The 19,685-nt window shown below is 47.8% G+C and carries 19 protein-coding genes, 12 tRNA genes and 1 pseudogene; 27 read left to right on the top strand and 5 right to left on the bottom strand.

The annotated features are described in order from the left end of the window. Positions 1-81: 81 nt before the first annotated feature. The 13 genes from JZI27_RS22830 to JZI27_RS22770 all read left to right on the top strand — a co-directional run bounded on the left by JZI27_RS22830 (position 82) and on the right by JZI27_RS22770 (position 3,056). Positions 82-174 (top strand) — tRNA-Ser (locus tag JZI27_RS22830). Positions 175-177: 3 nt separating this feature from the next. After that, positions 178-254, top strand: a tRNA-Glu gene (locus tag JZI27_RS22825). Between the two features lie 47 nt (positions 255-301). Next, positions 302-377: transfer RNA gene (locus JZI27_RS22820), tRNA-Val, on the top strand. Between the two features lie 136 nt (positions 378-513). Next, positions 514-590 (top strand) — tRNA-Met (locus JZI27_RS22815). A 61-nt stretch (positions 591-651) separates the two neighbouring features. Beyond that, positions 652-728: transfer RNA gene (locus JZI27_RS22810), tRNA-Asp, on the top strand. 31 nt (positions 729-759) lie between these two features. Beyond that, positions 760-832 (top strand) — tRNA-Phe (locus JZI27_RS22805). A 6-nt stretch (positions 833-838) separates the two neighbouring features. After that, a tRNA-Trp gene (locus JZI27_RS22800) sits at positions 839-912 on the top strand. A 28-nt stretch (positions 913-940) separates the two neighbouring features. After that, a tRNA-His gene (locus JZI27_RS22795) sits at positions 941-1,016 on the top strand. 27 nt (positions 1,017-1,043) lie between these two features. Continuing rightward, positions 1,044-1,118 (top strand) — tRNA-Gln (locus JZI27_RS22790). Between the two features lie 7 nt (positions 1,119-1,125). Beyond that, positions 1,126-1,201, top strand: a tRNA-Gly gene (locus JZI27_RS22785). A 5-nt stretch (positions 1,202-1,206) separates the two neighbouring features. Then, positions 1,207-1,280, top strand: a tRNA-Cys gene (locus JZI27_RS22780). A gap of 9 nt (positions 1,281-1,289) precedes the next feature. Further along, positions 1,290-1,371 (top strand) — tRNA-Leu (locus tag JZI27_RS22775). 353 nt (positions 1,372-1,724) lie between these two features. Then, a complete protein-coding gene (locus tag JZI27_RS22770; RefSeq protein WP_280209431.1) occupies positions 1,725-3,056 on the top strand; it encodes a purine/pyrimidine permease in 1,332 nt (443 codons plus the stop codon). A gap of 46 nt (positions 3,057-3,102) precedes the next feature. On the opposite strand, the gene JZI27_RS22765 is transcribed toward JZI27_RS22770, so the two are convergent. Next, a complete protein-coding gene (locus tag JZI27_RS22765; protein WP_221175555.1) occupies positions 3,103-3,609 on the bottom strand; it encodes a Crp/Fnr family transcriptional regulator in 507 nt (168 codons plus the stop codon). Here JZI27_RS22765 and JZI27_RS22760 point away from each other — a divergent pair. Both JZI27_RS22760 and JZI27_RS22755 read left to right on the top strand, forming a co-directional pair. Further along, positions 3,608-4,105, top strand: coding sequence for an MFS transporter (locus tag JZI27_RS22760; protein ID WP_183185152.1), 498 nt, complete (start codon positions 3,608-3,610; stop codon positions 4,103-4,105). The genes JZI27_RS22765 and JZI27_RS22760 overlap by 2 nt on opposite strands. Before the next feature lie 128 nt (positions 4,106-4,233). Next, complete coding sequence (locus tag JZI27_RS22755; protein ID WP_122910072.1) at positions 4,234-4,461, top strand: hypothetical protein; 228 nt, start codon at positions 4,234-4,236, stop codon at positions 4,459-4,461. 156 nt (positions 4,462-4,617) lie between these two features. Here JZI27_RS22755 and JZI27_RS22750 read toward each other — a convergent pair whose 3' ends face one another. After that, positions 4,618-5,283 (bottom strand): B3/B4 domain-containing protein, encoded by a 666-nt coding sequence (locus tag JZI27_RS22750; RefSeq protein WP_280209434.1) that lies wholly within the window; start codon positions 5,281-5,283, stop codon positions 4,618-4,620. Positions 5,284-5,397: 114 nt separating this feature from the next. Between JZI27_RS22750 and rnhA the strand changes: the two genes are divergently transcribed. From rnhA to JZI27_RS22730, 4 genes are all read left to right on the top strand, one after another. After that, on the top strand, positions 5,398-5,832 hold the full coding sequence (gene rnhA, locus JZI27_RS22745; RefSeq protein WP_183185157.1) for a ribonuclease HI: 435 nt from the start codon (positions 5,398-5,400) through the stop codon (positions 5,830-5,832). Then, complete coding sequence (queG, locus tag JZI27_RS22740; protein WP_280209432.1) at positions 5,829-7,007, top strand: tRNA epoxyqueuosine(34) reductase QueG; 1,179 nt, start codon at positions 5,829-5,831, stop codon at positions 7,005-7,007. The genes rnhA and queG overlap by 4 nt, the downstream gene beginning before the upstream one ends. Positions 7,008-7,037: 30 nt before the next feature. After that, a complete protein-coding gene (locus JZI27_RS22735; RefSeq protein ID WP_122910069.1) occupies positions 7,038-7,586 on the top strand; it encodes a methylated-DNA--[protein]-cysteine S-methyltransferase in 549 nt (182 codons plus the stop codon). Positions 7,587-7,715: 129 nt separating this feature from the next. Further along, on the top strand, positions 7,716-8,690 hold the full coding sequence (locus JZI27_RS22730) for an amidase domain-containing protein (protein ID WP_280209430.1): 975 nt from the start codon (positions 7,716-7,718) through the stop codon (positions 8,688-8,690). Between the two features lie 6 nt (positions 8,691-8,696). Here JZI27_RS22730 and JZI27_RS22725 read toward each other — a convergent pair whose 3' ends face one another. Next, entirely contained in the window at positions 8,697-9,401 is a 705-nt protein-coding gene (locus JZI27_RS22725; RefSeq protein WP_122910067.1) for a ferric reductase-like transmembrane domain-containing protein, read from the bottom strand. 262 nt (positions 9,402-9,663) lie between these two features. Here JZI27_RS22725 and trmL point away from each other — a divergent pair, with 262 nt between their 5' ends. Beyond that, entirely contained in the window at positions 9,664-10,134 is a 471-nt protein-coding gene (trmL, locus tag JZI27_RS22720) for a tRNA (uridine(34)/cytosine(34)/5-carboxymethylaminomethyluridine(34)-2'-O)-methyltransferase TrmL (RefSeq protein WP_122910066.1), read from the top strand. Positions 10,135-10,177: 43 nt separating this feature from the next. Next, on the top strand, positions 10,178-10,903 hold the full coding sequence (locus JZI27_RS22715; RefSeq protein ID WP_280209427.1) for an HAD family hydrolase: 726 nt from the start codon (positions 10,178-10,180) through the stop codon (positions 10,901-10,903). Positions 10,904-11,532: 629 nt separating this feature from the next. On the opposite strand, the gene JZI27_RS22710 is transcribed toward JZI27_RS22715, so the two are convergent. Together JZI27_RS22710 and JZI27_RS22705 are read right to left on the bottom strand one after the other, a co-directional pair. Then, positions 11,533-12,387, bottom strand: a complete 855-nt coding sequence (locus JZI27_RS22710) for a CPBP family glutamic-type intramembrane protease (protein ID WP_280209425.1) — start codon at positions 12,385-12,387, stop codon at positions 11,533-11,535. A gap of 19 nt (positions 12,388-12,406) precedes the next feature. Then, the gene (locus JZI27_RS22705; protein ID WP_280209423.1) at positions 12,407-12,979 is read right to left on the bottom strand and encodes a TetR/AcrR family transcriptional regulator; all 573 of its coding nucleotides are present in this window, start codon (positions 12,977-12,979) and stop codon (positions 12,407-12,409) included. Between the two features lie 837 nt (positions 12,980-13,816). On the opposite strand from JZI27_RS22705, the gene JZI27_RS22700 reads away from it, so the two are divergent. From JZI27_RS22700 to JZI27_RS22675, 6 genes and pseudogenes are all read left to right on the top strand, one after another. Then, on the top strand, positions 13,817-15,715 hold the full coding sequence (locus JZI27_RS22700) for a PrkA family serine protein kinase (RefSeq protein WP_122910064.1): 1,899 nt from the start codon (positions 13,817-13,819) through the stop codon (positions 15,713-15,715). A 50-nt stretch (positions 15,716-15,765) separates the two neighbouring features. Continuing rightward, the gene (gene yhbH, locus JZI27_RS22695) at positions 15,766-16,923 is read left to right on the top strand and encodes a sporulation protein YhbH (protein WP_122910063.1); all 1,158 of its coding nucleotides are present in this window, start codon (positions 15,766-15,768) and stop codon (positions 16,921-16,923) included. 232 nt (positions 16,924-17,155) lie between these two features. Then, positions 17,156-17,339 (top strand): annotated as a pseudogene (locus JZI27_RS22690) (phage tail protein); the annotation flags it as partial. A 486-nt stretch (positions 17,340-17,825) separates the two neighbouring features. Beyond that, entirely contained in the window at positions 17,826-18,026 is a 201-nt protein-coding gene (locus JZI27_RS22685; protein ID WP_280209420.1) for a hypothetical protein, read from the top strand. Continuing rightward, positions 18,007-18,132: a hypothetical protein gene (locus tag JZI27_RS22680; protein ID WP_280209418.1), complete on the top strand. Its 126-nt coding sequence runs from the start codon at positions 18,007-18,009 to the stop codon at positions 18,130-18,132. The genes JZI27_RS22685 and JZI27_RS22680 overlap by 20 nt, the downstream gene beginning before the upstream one ends. An 886-nt stretch (positions 18,133-19,018) precedes the next feature. Beyond that, a complete protein-coding gene (locus JZI27_RS22675; RefSeq protein WP_280209417.1) occupies positions 19,019-19,405 on the top strand; it encodes an ArpU family phage packaging/lysis transcriptional regulator in 387 nt (128 codons plus the stop codon). Positions 19,406-19,685: the final 280 nt, after the last annotated feature.

Genomic DNA, 19,685 nt, shown 5'->3' with positions numbered 1-19,685 from the left:
CGGTAGCTCAGTTGGTAGAGCAATCGGCTGTTAACCGATCGGTCGGCGGTTCGAGTCCGTCCCGAGGAGCCATAGTGTTTTGGATGGATGTCCGAGCGGCCGAAGGAGCACGATTGGAAATCGTGTAGGCGGGGTCAACTCGTCTCGTGGGTTCAAATCCCACTCCATCCGCCATCTGGCCCGTTGGTGAAGCGGTTTAACACAGCAGCCTTTCACGCTGTCATACAGGGGTTCGAATCCCCTACGGGTCACCATATACCCCACTACCAAGGGGGCCCCAAACAACTGTTATGGGGCATTTGGAGGCTTAGCTCAGCTGGGAGAGCATCTGCCTTACAAGCAGAGGGTCGGCGGTTCGATCCCGTCAGCCTCCACCATTTATAGGAACAAGGAAGGTCAGCTAAAAGCGCCACGTCTTTAGTGGGTCGGCTAAAAACGTCAACATCCTGTTGACAACTCCGACACTAGCACATCCTGTGCGTCGCAACGCTGACACTCAATCGTCCTGATTATCGCGGGATGGAGCAGCTCGGTAGCTCGTCGGGCTCATAACCCGAAGGTCGCAGGTTCAAATCCTGCTCCCGCAACCAAATCTTCCTTGTACAACGTTGACCATACAATGTGATCAAGGCGAGACAAAATGTCCATTATGGAGCTGTGGTGAAGTTGGAGTTCACGCCGGTCTGTCACACCGGAGGTCGCGGGTTCGAGTCCCGTCAGCTCCGCCATTTTTAAATGGCGTAATTCATTATTGAATGAGGCTCGGTAGCTCAGTCGGTAGAGCAGAGGACTGAAAATCCTCGTGTCGGCGGTTCGATTCCGTCCCGAGCCACCTTGTAGGGGCATAGTTTAACGGTAGAACGAAGGTCTCCAAAACCTTTGGTGTGGGTTCGATTCCTACTGCCCCTGCCAATGATTTTTCTATAAGTTTTAGAACGTGGCGGTCGTGGCGAAGGGGTTAACGCACCGGATTGTGGCTCCGGCACTCGTGGGTTCAAGTCCCATCGATCGCCCCATTGTTTTTAAAGTTGGGGAAACCTTATTGGGGTATAGCCAAGCGGTAAGGCAACGGACTTTGACTCCGTCATTCCTAGGTTCAAATCCTAGTACCCCAGCCATTTATTTGCGGATGTAGCTCAATTGGTAGAGCGTCGCCTTGCCAAGGCGAAGGTCGCGGGTTCGAGACCCGTCGTCCGCTCCATAGTTGGAGGCATAGCCAAGTGGTAAGGCACGGGTCTGCAAAACCCTTATCCCCGGTTCAAATCCGGGTGCCTCCTCCAAAAGAATATGCCGGTGTGGCGGAATGGCAGACGCGCGCGACTCAAAATCGTGAGGGAAACCGTGGGGGTTCAAGTCCCTTCACCGGCACCATACATAATCGACGAATTCTGATTGTCAACTTGATTGATGATCAGAATTTTTTTATGAAAAAAAAGGAAAAGTAAAGCAACAGTAAGAAAGCAACGAGCTTCACAAAGTGACACATCACTCCCAACAAGGCATTTCCGATATGAAGGAACAGCTTCTTCGATTGTTTCGAAAGAAGCTTATTTTACGTGTCAGAATCGGTTCCAGCTCGAATAGAGTTTGAGGCAAACTAGGTTTGGTGAAGAGGTGCACTTTGGCCGAAAGGATAGTATTGAAAAGACCTAGTGCTTCGTGCATAGTGGTGGAGTGGACAGAGAGAATGAGGAATATGTTTAAATAGTAAAGAGGTGGTTGATGTGAGGTACGGATTGCATGACAAGCCGCCTGTTGGTACGACTCTTTTGTCTGCCCTGCAATGGATGATCGTGACGGTATCGAGCAGCGTCGCTGTGCCCTTGATGATCGGGGACGTATACGGTTTGCAGCCGGATGAGATTGGTAAGCTCATGCAGCAATCCATGTTTTTCATCGGATTTGCTTCGCTTTTACAGGTCTGGATTGGACATCGATATCCAATGATGGAAGGGCCAGCAGGGCTGTGGTGGGGTATTTTCGTCATTCTAGCGCAAATCGGAACCAGCCTGGGTCTCCATCCCCAAGAAATCGGTCAGTCCTTTCAGCTTGGTCTGATGATGGCTGGCGTCCTGTTTATCGTCTTTGGGATGATGGGTTGGGTTGGAAAGCTTCAGAGATGGTTTACCCCCCTCGTCTCAGGAACGTACATGATCTTGCTGGCTGTTTCCTTGTGCAGCAATATTTTGGCAGGTATGCTGGGAATCGGATTTCAACATTCAAGAGAAGTACAGCCGATGATCGCACTCGTCTCGATTGCCATTGTAGCTCTGGTTATCTGGTTGACGCGATTGAAGCGATTCTCCAGCTTTGCCGTCTTGATCGGCATGGTGGTGGGCTGGGTGTTTTATGCTGTCATGGGGTGGACAGAGCCCGTTCGTCCGACAGACCAAGTCATTGCATGGCCATCCCTATTCTTCTGGGGAGCACCACGCTGGGATTGGGGAATTGTCCTAACCAGTACGTTGACAGGCTTTGTCCTATTGACCAATCTGGTGACTAGCCTCGTGGTCATGGGGAAGGCGACAAATACGGAGCCTACGCTTAAACAGTACAATCGCGGCGGCGTGTTTACAGGGGTATCCCATATACTTTCCGGACTGTCTGGAGTAGTCGGGATGATCCCGCTCTCGCTGGCAGCAGCCGTCATTCAGACCACGCGAATGGCGTCCAGGCTGCCGTTTATGCTGGCAATGGTGGGGATCATGGTCATTGGTTTATTTCCTGCGATTTCGCACTTTTTAGCGGCATTGCCTACACCGGTGGCTTATGCTGCACTGTTTATCACCTATACAAAGCTGCTTGGATTTGGATTGAAGGATTACGTGAGTATGGAGATGGACGAGCGGACCATTACAGTAGGGGGAAGCTCGCTATTAGTGGGAATTGGCATCATGTTCGTTCCTGCGACGGCGTGGCAAAATATGCCGCCAATGATCAGCTTTTTATTCGGAAACGGACTGCTGCTGGGCGTGATCGTTTGTCTGCTGCTTGAGCATGTCGTGTTTCGCAAACGTGAAGGATCTGAAGGACAAAAAGACGGCCACGCAGCATAGTGGCCGTCTTTTTAGCGCCAGTCGATATGCTGAAATGGGTGTAAGGCTACTCCAGTCCTGCGGAGCTTTTTAAGCCCTCTAGATCATGGATGGAAATTTGGCGATTTACGATTCGTATGTAACCTCTGTTTTGCATATCAGACAAGATCTTTGTAACGGTTTCTCTGGCCGTAGCCGTCATGTCTGCCATTTGGTTATGGGTGAGTTTTAAACCGACGACACGATCTTCTCCTTGGTCTTCAGTCAGCCGGATTAGCAGGTTGGCGATTAGTTCATTTGCCTTCCGCAGACGTTCCAGAGCAGTATTGAGGATTTTCATGAAAATGGCGGGGTTTCGATTAAGCAGCTTTAAAAAATGTTCCTTCTTAATGATGTAAACGGTGCTCTTTTCCAAGGTATTTGCAGAAGCTGAACGTACTTTTTCATCGCCGAACAGTACCATTTCCCCGAAAAAGTCTCCCTCGTTAAAGATCGCGAGAATAATTTCGCGTCCTTCTTGATGACGATAAATTTTTACTACTCCGGATTTTATGATAAAAAGCTTACCGATCATGATGTCCATGCTCGCACAGGTTTCGAGCGAGAATAAATTTGGCCGGAACTCTGGAATTGTCAACGGTGGAGTCGCCATCATTGGTATTTTCCTTGGACCCATAATCGTAACGCAAATCGCTGCTGTTACGAATTGGCAGATGTCATTCCTGTTGGTGAGCTTGCCGACCTTCATCCTTGCTTTTGCTTTAATCAAGTATACGAGAGAAGTGGAGATTAGTCCCGCAGACAAAGCACTGCACGAGGAAGGGAAGGCAGGCGGTTTTTTTGTGGCCCTGAAATACAGAAATATCGTGATTTGTTGTCTTATAGCAATAGTGAACATGGCTGGGTATTGGACACTGCTGCTGTTTGCTCCACTATACTGGGTTAACGTTGGAAATATTTCTGTACAGAACATGGGCTTCATGACTTCTGCTATGGGGCTTCTGGGCATTGTATTGTCATTTATCTGCTGTTTGCTGGTGTTGCAGGAGGATTGGGGCCGATTTTCATGACGCTTATCCCGCTGGAGCCTTTTTCCTGGCTTTTCTATTCAGTTTTATATTGAAAGAATCTCACCCTGGAAAAATACCTTTATCATCCGTTGACAGAAAGTTATGAAAAAAATTAAGGAGGAGATCGCATGATGAAAGAAAGGTTGAAAATCGTAGGATATGCCGACAAAATCAGTGTTCAGCCAGGAGAGGAACTGAAATTCATGGTCAGCACCTCAAGTCCGAAATATACTGCCGGCATCGTAGGATTCAGTGGGGGGATGACCGGCCCGGATAGTGATTTGCCGAGCGAACCGATTTTTGCCCCATGTTTCAGTGGGCTCGATCAACTGGGCAGGAAGCATGGCATGGAATGAGTACGACAATAATGTAGCCCGTATCAGCGAAAACATCCTGAACCGCTTTCTGGTAAAAAACTCTGTGTAGAAGAAGAGAAACAAAAGCCTTTCATTCATGAAGCATTGAAAAAAAGGAGACGGCCCACCATTTGGGGCCGTCCTTTTATGTTATGATCAGACCAGTGAAGCTTGGGCAATTTCACCGCCATTGATTTCCGTAAACATGCGTCCGACTGAGCCGAGAATTTCATCTTTCTTTGCGGCGGATAGCTGCTCATGGAAAAAGATGACCTGCAGCATATTGCAGCTTTGATCGGTCACACAGGTTCGCTTGGAGTCCACGATTGGGCTGCCAAATGCCCCTTGCTCGTCGGCTAACAGCGGTTTGTTTTCCATGCTGACTTCGCGACCATTCAAGCCTTCGTAGTGATCATAGGCTTGCCCCACACGGCAGACTACGTCTCCATGAATTTGATCCAGATCGTAGATGCCCAAAGGCAAGGCATACAAAACAGAGAAAAAGTTGTTTACATCTACAGCACTATTCACCCAAAAAAACGGGTTCCCTTGTAGCAAACGGCGCAGCAAGGCTTCTGAGGAAGGGCGATAACGCGAAGGATCAGTGCCTAGCTGCTTCAGAGCAGCACGCCATTCACGAACGCCTTCGATTTCTGTCAGACGGGAGACTTCGTGTTCGAGGCGAAGGTTTTCTATGAAAAAATTGATGCGCCCTTGCAGCATTTTGGGAGAGTCGCTGACAGACGCGCCGTGATACTGAAGAACACCCAAGGAAAGCTGAGGTAGGCGTTCGGTAACGGATGAATCCAGTCGTACATGTATCAAATCTCATTCCTCCGACGAACCTATTTTTGGTAGTATAACAAATTTTTTTTGTGGAAGCGACTAACCTTCGTTACAATAGAAGAGGACAGGAGGGATACCCTGGAGATGACAATGCGAGAAGTGATGATTTATACAGACGGGGCATGTTCGGGAAATCCGGGACCTGGTGGTTGGGGAGCCGTTCTGATGTACGGCGAACACATCAAGGAAATGTCCGGTGCCGAGCCCAATACAACGAATAACCGCATGGAGCTGCAGGCTGCGATTGAGGCCCTCTCCATTTTAAAAGAACCTTGCAAGGTTACCTTGTACAGTGACAGCGCCTATCTAGTAAACTGTTTTAAACAGGGCTGGTACAAGGGCTGGCTGAAAAATGGCTGGAAAAACAGCAAGGGACAGCCGGTAGAGAACCAGGATTTGTGGAAGGAACTGCTTCGTTTGATGGAGATTCATCAAGTAGAATACGTCAAAGTAAAAGGACACGCTGACAACAAGTGGAACAACCGTTGCGACGAGTTGGCGACAGGAGCGATCAAACAGCTGTGAACGACCAGCAGTACTGGGTACAGACGAAGCAGGCGATCATTGCATATGCCAAGGAAATCGGAATCGACAAGATCGGCTTTGCCAGTGCGGACCCGTTCGTGGAGCTGCGTGGACGGCTGATCGAACACCGAGAAAAGGGATACGAGTCTGGATTTGAAGAACCGGATCTGGAGAAAAGGACGCAGCCTGACCTCATTCTGGAAGGGGCCCGCTCCTTGATCTCCATCGCACTGGCTTATCCATCCAAGCTGGAAAACCCGCCAAAATCGGAGCCGGGTGCTTATCGCGGCATTCTTTGCAGGGCGGCATGGGGAACGGACTATCACCATGTCCTGCGCGACAGACTGGCCAAGCTGGCCCGGTTCATTCGAGAACTGGAGCCGGGAGCGCAAATTGAGTCGATGGTAGACACGGGAGCCTTGTCAGACCGCGCTGTAGCTGAGCGTGCCGGACTAGGCTGGGTAGGGAAAAACTGCGCTTTGATTACGCCGGAATTCGGCTCCTGGGTCTATTTGGGCGAGCTCGTGACGAATCTGCCGCTTCCCTTCGACCAGCCTGTAGAAGAAGGCTGCGGGGATTGCAATATTTGTGTAGATGCCTGCCCGACCGGAGCATTGGTGCAAGGAGGGCAGTTGAATGCGCAGCGTTGTGTGGCGTATCTGACACAGGTAAAGGATTTCATCCCGGATGAGTTTCGGACCAAGATCGGCAATCGGCTCTATGGCTGTGATACGTGTCAGACGGTTTGTCCCAAGAATCGCGGCATTCACAATAGCCACCAGACCGAGTTTATGCCCGATCCCGAGGTAGCCAAGCCTTTGCTGATCCCCTTGTTGGAGATGAGCAACAAGGAATTCAAAGAGAAATTTGGCCTTTCTTCGTCGTCATGGCGAGGAAAAAAGCCGATTCAGCGCAATGCGATTTTGGCATTGGCTCATTTCAAGGATCGGTCGGCGGTGCCGCACCTGGCACGATTGCTGGAGCATGATCCTCGACCCGTGATTCGCGGAACAGCAGCATGGGCGCTGGGCAAAATCGGAGGCGAGGATGCCGAAGCAGCTTTGAACCGTTCGAAGGAGCGCGAGGACTCTCCAGAAGTTTTGGAAGAGGTGCGAAAAGGTCTCGAGATCATGAACAGTCAGGTGCAGCAGAAGAACACAGAGCAGACAAAATAGCAGGAAAAACGGATAAGGGAGGAAGGTTGGATGACTAATACGCTGCAGTATACCATCATGGACTCACCTATCGGACCGTTGTTGCTGGCTTCTACTGAACAAGGACTTTGTTTTATCGAGTTTGGTGACGAGGAGCGCAGCTTGCCATCTTTGCAGCGCTGGTGCAAAAAAACCTTTCTGGGGATGACGCTGGTGCGTGACGAGCAGTGGAATGAGCCAGTCAAAGCTCAGCTAGAGGAGTATTTTGCCGGATTGCGTCACACGTTTGACCTGCCATTTGTGTTGTACGGTACTCCCTTTCAGAAATCCGTATGGACTGCGCTGACCAGCATTCCCTATGGTGAGACACGCTCCTACAAGGATATTGCGCTAGCCATAGGCGCATCGAAAGCAGTCAGAGCTATCGGTGGAGCGAATAACCGCAACCCGATCCCGGTGATTATTCCTTGCCATCGTGTTATTGGCTCCAATGGCGCATTGGTCGGCTACGGGGGAGGATTGCCAATCAAGGAGTATTTACTATCTTTAGAAAAGGTACCTCTTTCCCTTTTCTCTTCATCCAATCAAGTCACCCGCTGACCCGGGTGGCTTTTCTTTTTCTTCTGAAAGTCCATTTTCTTACATATTCTGCTATGAACGGTAACGGCAAAAGCATGATAGACAGACGATCTGAGTTGAAGGACACGCAAATAAGAAGGGAGGGGCCTGATGGACTGGAGGGGATTTATTCAAAAGTATTTTGATGCTGTGCATTGGTCGTGGATGGACGGGAAGTATGAGAGACTTGCCGCATTTTTTACCAGAGGTAAGGAGACCAAGGCCGGTGAATGGGACCGTTTGACACGGGAGTACAGTCAAACCGTGAACCGTGGCGCGGTCATATACGCGGTTAGTGGGCGTGTAGTACCGCTGTACTGGATGGAGACGGGAGACAGCATGGAAGTACGCTTGTCTTGGACGGGATGGCGGCACTATCGCATCGGAGAAAAGAGGCATGTGGAAGCTAGTCGTCGCATCATTATCGTTTATTTGAGCAAAGAGCAGGATACATGGACGATCACAGATACACGGGAATGGGAAGGGGACGAGAAGCTGGAAGAGGTTGATGCAGAGCAAGCGGAACCTTCCGTTACGGTTGTCGGGGAGCGTGTCACAAAACCGTTTCTGGTGGTACATGGGGCAAGCGGATACAACGCCAGAAAGGCAGTAGAGTATGCGCATCAATATTGGAATTCACCCAACCCCGCTTATCCTCACTTCACCGATGATTGCACCAATTTCATCTCGCAATGCTTGCATGCGGGAGGGATTCCGATGCTGTTTTCCAAGGAAAAGACCAAAGGCTGGTGGATTCGGACAGGCAAGGGGAGCGAATGGAGCTTCAGCTGGTCGGTCGCTCATAGCTTGTATTTACTGCTCAAATCAGGGGGAGAGCCGATACGCGCTGTCGCGAAAAGCTCTCCCGAGGATTTGATACCAGGTGATGTGATCTGTTACGACTTCAACGGAGATGGTCGGTTTCAGCACAATACGATTGTCGTGGCCAAGGATGGGTATAACATGCCGCTGGTGAATGCCCATACGACCGACAGCAGTATGCGCTATTGGTCATACGAGGATTCGACTGCCTATACGCCACAGATCCGCTATGCCTTTTTCCACATACAGGGGGTAAAAGGGTGAAGCGGTTTAACGTTGCCTCTGCCATAGCGCTCGCCAAAATAGTATGGTGCGAACTATCCAGACAGCGAATGCAAACAAGAGGATGTCGGATAGGGAATGCGGCTCCCCTTTGATAAATTGGATATACGTCAGTCCATGCACAACTACGAGAAGGAACAGGAACGGATTGGCCAGATGGAGACGTTTCCAGGTGGAGCCGCCTAGCTGTTTTGCAGCACGGTCTGAAGAGGTCAAGAGAAGGGCAAGGATCATCAGAAAGGCGATCAGTCCCAAGTAATTGGCTACCCCGATGAGCGACCAGCGCAAATCGGGCCAACCTGCTTCATGAGGATAGAAGACAAAAAATAATCTGAGCCATCCATGCTGTGATTGCTCCAATAAGCTTTGGTCGATGATCATCAGGCGAGGCTCACCCGAAAACAGGATGAGCACAAGGACGACATGTATGAGTGCGGTGAGCCCTGCCCAAATCCCGACATCGCGGCGAATGGACAAGCAGGCAGATCCGATGCGGGCAGGCAGCAAGGATTTGATCGGTCCAATCAACAGGGTTAAACCAATCAGGACGAACGATACATAGCCAAGAATCATGCTGGTGGCTTCCATAGGCGGAAATGATAAGAAGTCTTGCCACATCCAGCCTATGCTTAGTGCCACGAAAACCAGACTGATCATGTGTGTGACCAGACGAAAGGATAGCGTTTGAGCCATCTGTCAATCAACTCCTCATGGACCCAAAGGTCATTTCCTCTTAGATGCAGCAAAGGGTGGTTCCGTTACAGAGCAAAAAACCTGTCGCAATCCATTCGAATGTTCGAAGGGCGACAGTTTTCTCTCCTGGCATCCCGTATGGCGGATGCCCATTTTTTCTATTCAAGACCAGGGAAAGCAGATAGGCGGTGGCTTTTCAAAGGCTTGGTTAGGTATAATAGGGGATGTTTGATAGCTCGGATACCAAGGAGACATTGCCGTTATGCCGCTACACATTGTTTTGCATGAGCCATTAATCCCTGCCAATACGGGAAACATCGCCCGTTCCTGCGCAGCGACTGGTGCACACCTGCATTTGATTCATCCGCTCGGTTTTTCTACCGAAGACCGCTATCTCAAGAGGGCAGGACTGGATTATTGGCATGCCGTGAATGTTCATCATTATGATAGCTTCGAGCATTTTGCCGAGGAGCAGGGGCCAGATGCCGGGACATTTTACTTTGTCGAGACGTGGGGAGAAACCTTGTACGCAGAGGTATCGTTTCGTGACGGAGACTACATTATCCTGGGCAAAGAGACGACAGGGCTGCCAGAGGAATTGACCAATCGCTATCGGGAGCAGACGATTCGAATCCCCATGAGCGGTGCGACACGTTCTGTGAATTTGTCCAACTGTGCCGCTATCGTACTGTTCGAGGGCTTGCGTCAGTTGGGTTTTCCCGGATTGAAGTAATGGTTGCAAGCGGGATTTGCCAACTTTGAAAGGAGAGAGAGAAATGAGTATAAGCACGATTCTGTTTGACCTGGATGGAACCCTTTTGGAGATGCAGACCGAACCATTTGTCCAACAGTACCTGAAGGTTTTGGGAAGTCATGTAGGAGACGCGTACGACACGCAAAAGATGCTTGGCTTGATCTGGGATGGAACGAAAGCGATGATCATGAGCAAGGACGCAGAAAAAACAAATGAGCAGGTCTTCATGGAGTATTTTGCGGAGCACGGCGAATGGAACCTGGACGAGCTGTGGCCGATTTTTGATGCGTTTTATCGGGATGTGTTCCCGTCCCTAATGGAGCATACCCAACCATCTCCTTGGGCCAAACAGATCGTGGAAGCGGCAAAAGGACAAGGCTTCCGTATCGCTGTAGCGACCAATCCGGTGTTTCCGCGGGATGCGATCCACCATCGCTTGTCCTGGATCGGGTTGAATCCCGCTGATTTTGAGCTCGTGACGGTCTATGAGGAGTCTCATTTTACCAAACCCAACACGGAGTATTTTAGCGAGATTTGCAGTAAGCTGGACGTGGAACCGGGTGACTGCGTGATGGTCGGAAACCACATGCAAGAAGATATGGTGGCATCGAAACTGGGCATGAAGACGTTCCTCGTTACCAATTGGCTGGAGGATCGTGGGGAACCACAGTATGCGGTGGATCAAAAGGGATCGCTGGAGGAATTGCATCAGGCGATCTCGCAAAGAAGCGGCGTGTTTGCCAAATAGTTTACGAATGATGCAGGACATGGAAAAAAGCAGGTTGCCCGACATAGGCAGCCTGCTTTTTTTCTGGGAGCGATGCAAGATATCGTTAGCTTACGCTCGTCTTACAGGTTCCAGGTTCTGTCCTTGTCGTAACCGGCTGTAAGGATGAAAAACACAAAAGCGCCAAAGACCAACCCTACGATAAACGTACCCATGTTGGACTGCTCCTTTCGTAAACAAACTACTCCCATTATAGCGTAGCTTGCCCTGTTTGAAAACGGGCTAGCAGGGCATCTTTTATACATCAATTTGTTGAAAGGAGAAAAAATGAAAAAACAGGATACAGCGATATATACGATTTTGATTAGTATAGATTGTTTGTGGTCAACGTGTAATGCCAAACTGTTAGCCTAAATCTAATCGCCAAATCAATGTCGGTCATTGGTGGTTAGACTACTTATTTGACGCGTACGTTTATCATTTAATAATTTCACATTTAATGAATTTAAAAAACGGAGAGCGGCATTATCTAATGGCTCTCCGTTTCATGGCTCTATTTTATTAACAACGCGCATCACAAACCACCTAGCTTCCAAAGGCTGAATCCGGCTTTTGTCTGCCTGACACTCTTGGAATGTCGCCGGATGAACCTATAGACCATCATTCAAAACCTCAGCATTTACTTTCCGCTCCTTCTTCATTCTTATCGACCTGAGCCACAATCCGAATCCGACGAACAGAGCCGTCGTAATAATGCCAGTGGTCGGGCTGAGCCAAAGTTCGCCTGTTTTCGTCAATGTAATTACCCCGGCTACCGACAACAGCAAAGTAGGCACTCCATCTTCCAAAGCATGCATCAACACACACGGCCATACAGATTTCGTAAGCCGATAAATTTCAACATACATAACCGACCATGCTACCATTAACACACAGCCTATTAAGAGAAAGCCCATTCTCGAAGTCGTCTCGAAGTAAGAGTCCGGCAGGAACACCATATAATACGCGGCATGCCACAGTGCCCACACAAGTCCGGATACAAGATAGAGCATCCAGTCATTAAGCTTCAGCTCAATCAGTTTCGGAGTCAAATACCCGCGCCAAGCAAACTCTTCAAAGATGTTCTTAATAAAGTTACCTGCGATCGAAACACCAATAAGTGATAGGATTGAATTTAGTTCAACATTAGAAATACTAGCGCTATTAAACAGCAATGCAAGACCGACAATGATAACAGTCATAACCGGATAGATCGCAATCGCTGCGCCATACCACTTCATATTCCCCTTAAAATTCGGCAGAACGCCAATATCCTTCCAATCGCGATTCACAAGCCGCAGAACGAGCATCGCGATAATCGGCAAGATAAGCCACAATCCCATTCCTAATGAATTCTCCGCCGGCTGCTCCGGAAGCTTCGAATCTACCAACACGCCAATCCAACCGCTCGCTAACACCACCATAATGAACAATATAAGACTAAACTTTCTTCTTGCCGCTGACATTTTTAACATCTCCTCTCGATTATTGTTGTTCTGCACGACGCTTCGCTGTGCCGATTACATCTTCAGCCGCGCTGCTCATCAGCTGAATCATCTGTTCTTCCGTAAAATCTCCCGGCAGCAATTCATTCGCCACCATCACGCTCATCCCAACTTGAAAAATCTTCATCTTTAGCAAAATGGTCAGCAATTCATCATCAGACAATCCGTTAAGATCGGGGTCCATTCTCATCATCTTTATGAAGCCTAGCGTCTCTTCCTCATTGTGCTTCGCTTGATCGTTCTTCTTCATCACAAGATCGCGAAACAAAACCGGATACTCACTTGCAAACCGGATGCTTGCCACGCCGATATCGTAGAACGGATTCCCCGAGTTTTGCTCCATCAAAATCTGCCTGCTGACCTCGAAGGTCTTTTTGTACACCTCTTCAACTAGCTCGCCAGCCTCTTTGAAATTCACATAAATCGGGGCAATCGAGCTCCCCAGCTTCTCCGCTACCTTGCGGATTGTAATTGAATCGACTCCTTCCGTCCTCGCAATTTCGAACGCCGCATTAACGATCTGTTCTTTCGTAAACTTTGTTTTTGGTGCCATCTGCTCTCTCCTCAAATCGAATATTCGTTATGTATCATTAGTTATATATCGGTCATTATATATTATAAAATACACATGTCAACACTTTTTTATACAATGTATTAGGAATCTGCAAACCCTATAATGAAAGAAAAAGTGCCGTTTTCTCGGCACTTTGCAGATGACTTTATGCTGAATTGGACGAAGCTCAGTGTTCATAGCAATCCTTGATTCGTGTAGGAATTTGTTATCACAACTTCACCATGAATGATCATTTGCAGCTTGTTGTCATTCATTCAATAAAGTATGATCTAGCCTAGATTGTTAAAAATTATACATTTGTCGCAGTTCCAGCAATGACCACTTGTACATGATGTTTTCTTTCATTCGCCGGCATGCCTTCCCTCCCACATCTTTTCCACTCTTTTTACCCTTGATTATTTATTAACCACACTTCCCTATAGATCTTTTCAGCTTCTTCGCAGATTAGTTCGTTAAGTTGCTTTTCAAATGTTAGGACGACGTATGCAGCATCCATTGCGTCCGGGAATTGAATGATGTTGACTGCCGCGATTAAATAACCAATTGCTTGGGGATGAGTTATTCACATCTAATCATCCTTTCCCCTGCAGCCAATGTTCGACAAAACTCCATAAGATGAAAGATGCTACGGAAAATAAGTTATCCGAAACTTGCGACAACGGCTTGCATACGATATGAAAAGGGCTGAATGAGCCTGATGAAGGCATGTGAAGAAAACTGTTGCAAGCGAATGTGGAACCGCCAGCGGACATATACATGAGAGTACATTGTCGTTTGGGGGAAGAGAGAGGGGCTTATGAGGGAGGAGTGACGAGCATGGATATTTTAAAGCGTATTTCAGAACACAGGGCCCGAGAAGAAAACCTGATGTGGAAAGGAACCTTTGCTGAGTATCTTCAGCTTTTGCGAAAAAACCCGCAAATTGCCCAGACGGCTCATTCGCGCGTTTACAACATGATCAAAAGTGCCGGCGTAGAGGAAAATGAAGACGGTTCTCGTTCGTATCAATTTTTCAGTCGTGAAATTTATGGATTGGATCGCTCGATTGAACGGCTGGTGGAAGAATATTTTCATTCGGCTGCCCGCCGTCTCGATGTACGCAAGCGGATCTTGCTTCTGATGGGACCTGTAAGTGGTGGTAAATCAACATTGGTGACGATGTTGAAGCGCGGCCTGGAGGAGTATTCCCGAACAGATGAGGGAGCCGTGTATGCCTTGGATGGTTGTCCGATGCAGGAGGAGCCGCTCCATCTGATTCCGCGCGAGTTGCGATCTGAAATAGAAGAAGAGCTGGGTATCAAGATCGAGGGTGAACTGACCCCTTACAACCGGATGAGGCTGGAACAGGAGTACAATGGGCGCATTGAGGATTTTCCAGTGACTCGGATTCTGTTCTCGGAGTCAAACCGCGTAGGGATAGGTACCTTCAGTCCGTCAGATCCAAAATCGCAGGATATCGCCGATCTGACCGGAAGTATCGACTTTTCGACCATTACCAAGTACGGCTCTGAATCGGACCCGCGTGCCTACCGCTTTGACGGGGAGTTGAACAAGGCAAACCGCGGGTTGATGGAATTCCAGGAAATGTTGAAGTGCGATGAAAAATTCTTGTGGCATCTGCTGTCGTTGACGCAGGAAGGAAATTTTAAAGCGGGTCGCTTTGCGCTCATCTCTGCTGATGAATTGATCGTTGCTCATACGAATGAATCGGAGTACAAAGCATTTATCGCGAATAAAAAGAACGAAGCCCTGCAGTCTCGTATCATCGTGATGCCAATGCCGTATAATCTGCGGGTCAGTGACGAGGAAAAAATTTATTCCAAGCTGATTCGGCAGTCTGATCTGGGGCATGTGCATATCGCGCCTCACGCGCTTCGCTCGGCAGCCATTTTCTCCATTATGACCAGGCTGAAGGAATCGAAAAAGCAGGGCGCCGATCTGTTGAAAAAAATGAGGCTCTACGATGGTGAATCCGTGGAAGGCTTCAAGGGGGCCGATCTGGAGGAGCTGCGCAACGAATTTGCCGACGAGGGTATGGCCGGCATCGATCCGCGCTATGTCATCAACCGCATCTCCAGTGCGCTGATTCGGCGTGATACCGAGTGCATCAATGCGCTGGATATCCTGCGAGCGCTCAAGGAAGGCTTTGACCAGCATCCGTCCATCACCAAGGAGCAGCGTGAACGCTACATGAACTTCATTTCCATCGCGCGCAAGGAGTACGACGAGCTGGCCAAGAAGGAAGTGCAGAAGGCCTTTGTCTACAGCTATGAAGAGTCGGCCAAGACGCTGATGGATAACTATCTGGATAACGTCGAGGCGTATTGCAATATGAATAAGCTGCGTGATCCGGTGACTGGTGAGGAGATGGATCCGGATGAGCGTTTGATGCGCTCGATCGAGGAACAGATCGGCATCTCGGAGAACGCCAAACGGGCATTCCGCGAAGAAATCCTGATTCGTATCTCGGCTTATGCGCGCAAAGGCAAGCGTTTTGATTACAGCTCTCACGACCGTCTACGTGAAGCAATCGAGAAAAAACTGTTCACCGATCTGAAAGACGTTGTGAAGATTACGACCTCGAACAAAACACCGGATGAGCATCAATTGAAAAAGATCAACGAAGTAACCAAACGACTTATTGAGGAGCATCAATACTGCCCTGTCTGCGCCAACGAGCTGCTTCGCTACGTCGGCAGTTTGTTGAACCGCTAGATCAGTCACACATTCGGCGCGGATTGCGCCAGTTACTAGGAGGAGACGGCATGAAAGACTCTTCATCGTTCATTGTCTCCCGGGAAGACTGGTCGCTGCACCGCAAAGGGTACCAGGACCAAACTCGACACCAGGAAAAAGTGAAGGAAGCCATTAAAAAAAATCTTCCTGATTTGGTGAGTGAAGAAAACATCATCATGTCGAACGGACGGGAAGTCATCAAAATCCCGATCCGTTCGCTGGATGAGTATCGATTGCGCTATAACTTCCAAAAAGGCAAGCACGGGGGACAGGGGAAAGGAAACAGCAAGGTAGGCGATGTGGTAGCCCAGGATGGCGACCCAGCGCAGGGAGCTGGCAAAGGGCAAGGCGCAGGCGATCAGCCTGGTGTGGATTATTACGAAGCCGAGATCAGCGTGGAAGAGCTGCAGGAGATGCTGTTTGCTGAGCTGGAGCTGCCCAATTTGCAGCGCAAGGATGAAGACCAGATCGTCATCGAAGAGACACGCTTCAACGATGTGCGCAAAAAAGGCTTGATGGGCAACATTGATAAAAAACGGACATTAATCGCTGCGATCAGGCGCAATGGACTGGCTGGCTACAGTGATCTGGAGCTGGGCATCACCGATGATGATCTGCGGTTCAAGACCTGGGAAGAGATCATCAAACCTCATTCCAATGCCGTCATCATCGCGATGATGGACACTTCAGGCTCCATGGGTGTATTCGAGAAATACATTGCGCGCAGCTTTTTCTTTTGGATGGTCCGCTTCCTGCGCACCAAATACGAGAAGGTAGAGATCGTCTTCATCGCACACCATACGGACGCCAAGGAAGTGACAGAGGATACCTTTTTCTCCAAGGGAGAGAGCGGGGGAACGATCTGCTCCTCCGCTTATAAAAAGGCACTGGAGATCATCGACAGCCGCTATCCGACCTCGCAGTACAACATCTATCCGTTCCACTTCTCGGATGGCGACAACCTCACCTCTGACAACGAACGCTGCGTCAAGCTGGTGAAGGAATTGATGGATCGCTGCAATATGTTTGGATATGGGGAGGTCAATCAGTACAACAGGCACTCAACCCTCATGTCCGCTTATCGACATATCAAGGAACCGAAGTTCATGCATTGTGTGATTCGGGAGAAGGGGGAGGTCTACAAGGCGCTGAGGACGTTTTTTGGGAAGAAGGAAGCTGTGACGTAAAGAGATGGGATGGGAAGGCCGCTTGAAGTGACAAATAAATAATGGATAACCTGAGTCGCTTTGTCGTAAAGACGGGGCGACTTGTATTTTTTGAGTGTCGGAAAGTAAGTAACGGCAAGTTTTTTTGTGTGGTGTATACATAATTTTATTAGTTTATGGTGAAATGTGGATACATGTTGTATGGAGAGTAAAGAGATAAAAGAAGAGATAAGAGATAAAAGAAGAGATGGAACTGTCCTATATCGATGATTTTAAAAATGTTTCTACAGTTAGTTTAGAGTCTTCACCTGTAGTATAAGCGCTAGCTGGTTTACGTGCAAATGGAGCCCTTATTTTATGAACAATACAAGCATGAATTTACGGTTGTACCAGCAAGCGAAGAGACACGAAACGCATCGAAAGGATTAATTAAAGAATGGGGATGGCACCATCGTTCGGCTACATTGATTAGAGTAGTTTAAAATAAAGGTTTTCGGACGAAAGGATGCTAAAGTCCTTACCGTTTTTTATTTAATAGAAAAGCAAAGCGAATTGTGTGTTATTTCTACGTTACAAATAAGCGATTTTTATAATAGATAGAATGAGATTACGGAAGAATATTATGCCAAAGACAAAATGGGCAGAGAAATACTCATTGGCGAATTAGATCATGCTGGTACGTTGCATTTGGAAGAAGAATTCGAACTCGCTTAACTTAACATTACGTTTGTACCCATGGGAGGGAATGCAATTGGAAGCAGCGGAAATTACTTGCACACAGTGCGAGGAACAGTTTTTTATTCCCACAGACGGCGTTGAAGATGACCAGAGGATCATCCGGTGCCCCTACTGCTTATCGAAGAGACTAGAGGGAACAGATATTGTCCAAGTCATAAAAGACCAGCTAATTGGAGGGGAACGGGATGCAAGCAGGACGTGAGAAAGTGGCTGTAAATCTGGACGACAGTGTTCACCGGTGGATTGCTCTTGGTGTCCTGAATCTTTTGGAGCGCGGGGAGAAAGTCCATGATGTCGCTGCACTGACTCAGGAGATCGTAAAGCAAGTGTGGTACGGATACCAAGACGAACGGATGGAGGCCGCAGATGATGCAAGCAGGCCGTGAGCTGGATGCGAAAGTGGCCGAGGCGTTGGGGTTGGAAGAGCTTGAACCTGGTGTGTGGGTGAGGAATGGCGTACCGTCTGCGTTGCCTCCTTTCTCCAGCACGTGAGAAGGTATGGGCCTGTTGGTGGAGGATGCACGGAGGAAGGGGATAATGCTTCATATAGCGCCAGGACCGGAAGGATATACATGTAGAGCACGGGCCGACGACGACTTAATGAGATTGCTTTCTATAGACACCGACGAATCGTGCCCCACGGCCGTGTCAATTTCCTTCTTGAATGCTGTGAATCTCAAATCTTTGATGGGTGCTTAACACAAGAGAAAAACAGTGAAATTAAATAAGCAAGTCTATAAATAGAAATAGAACCTGGTTATTACAGAGACCAGGTTCAACTGATTAAATAAATTATCTGCATCTTTGCTCCTTATACTAGATGATTCCATACAAAAACATCTTAAAGTAACCAACTGACCATAATACTGTTACTGAAATTATTACAAGTACAAGGACAATCCAGAAAACAATCATGTTCTTTTTTGTAAAGGAAACAATAAGTAAAAATATCAAAAAAAGAAAAGTAGTAGTAATAGCAATTAATTTAGCAAAAGTGTACTGGATTTCAGGCATAAATCTAGGGAGGGTTAGTGCTTGGTAGATTGAAAAACCAATTGTAATTAACCACAGAATAGTTCCAATAACATATGCCATAGGATCACTCTCTCGTTTTACTGTTTCCTTGTATATCGGAAATGTCGTGCCAAACCTTAACATATTATTCGGGTTTATCAGCGACACTTGAGAACTGCATATATAGTCAGAGAGATAAGAAAAACTGCAACAATGGCTAAGGAGGAGATTATTTCTGGCAAGACATCTATACTTGGTATGAGTTTCCCTCTTCCCTCCTAAAAAGAAAAGCTCCTTCGCAAGGAGCCAAATGGATGTTCGCAACTCCATTATATCATGGGCAATCCGCGAGGGGGAATGAGAGATGAGCGCACAAGAACAATTGTCTTTTCTGCAATCAGGAAATGAGAGAGAGGTCCAGAAAGCTGTAGTAAAAGAACTGAAAGCCTATAAAGCCCTCCGTGTTGCAGTACAGAATAGACAGGAGCAGACGGAGAATGGTATAGACCAGCTGTTTCCGCGGTTGCATCACTCAGAGACTAAGACCGAGCTCAAGGCTAAGCAGATAGAACGGGCTTTAGAGTATTCGCTGGACGAGATCGAGCGCAGGATACTCGAAGAGAAGTACCTAAGTCCCAGCAGGGTTAACGACATCAACATTTACCTGGACATGGGGCTGACGAAAGATCAATATTACACGAAAAAGAAAGAAGCAATTTTTCAGATCGCTACGGCACTCAGTATCATTTGAGATTAGCAAACAATCCAGAATAACGTCGTTATTCTGGATTGTAGTCTGCTAGGTAAAAATACACGACCATTTGTGTACCTATAAATAATATTCAAAATATTGTAAATAATATTAATATTTTGTTATAATAAAAAAGTATTGACTTCTATATAAAATTAAAATAATATATTACCATAAAGACCAAAAATTACTAATTTTTATTAAAAGACGGTTTGTCAAGCCAAGTGCGACAGAGCTTCCAAGAATGATTCGTGAGCGGTTTTCCAGCCTAAACATTTTC

Origin of the sequence: Brevibacillus sp. AY1 (assembly GCF_029870785.1) — a bacterium.
Lineage (GTDB): Bacteria > Bacillota > Bacilli > Brevibacillales > Brevibacillaceae > Brevibacillus > Brevibacillus invocatus.
This window is presented reverse-complemented; position numbering and strand designations above follow the sequence as displayed.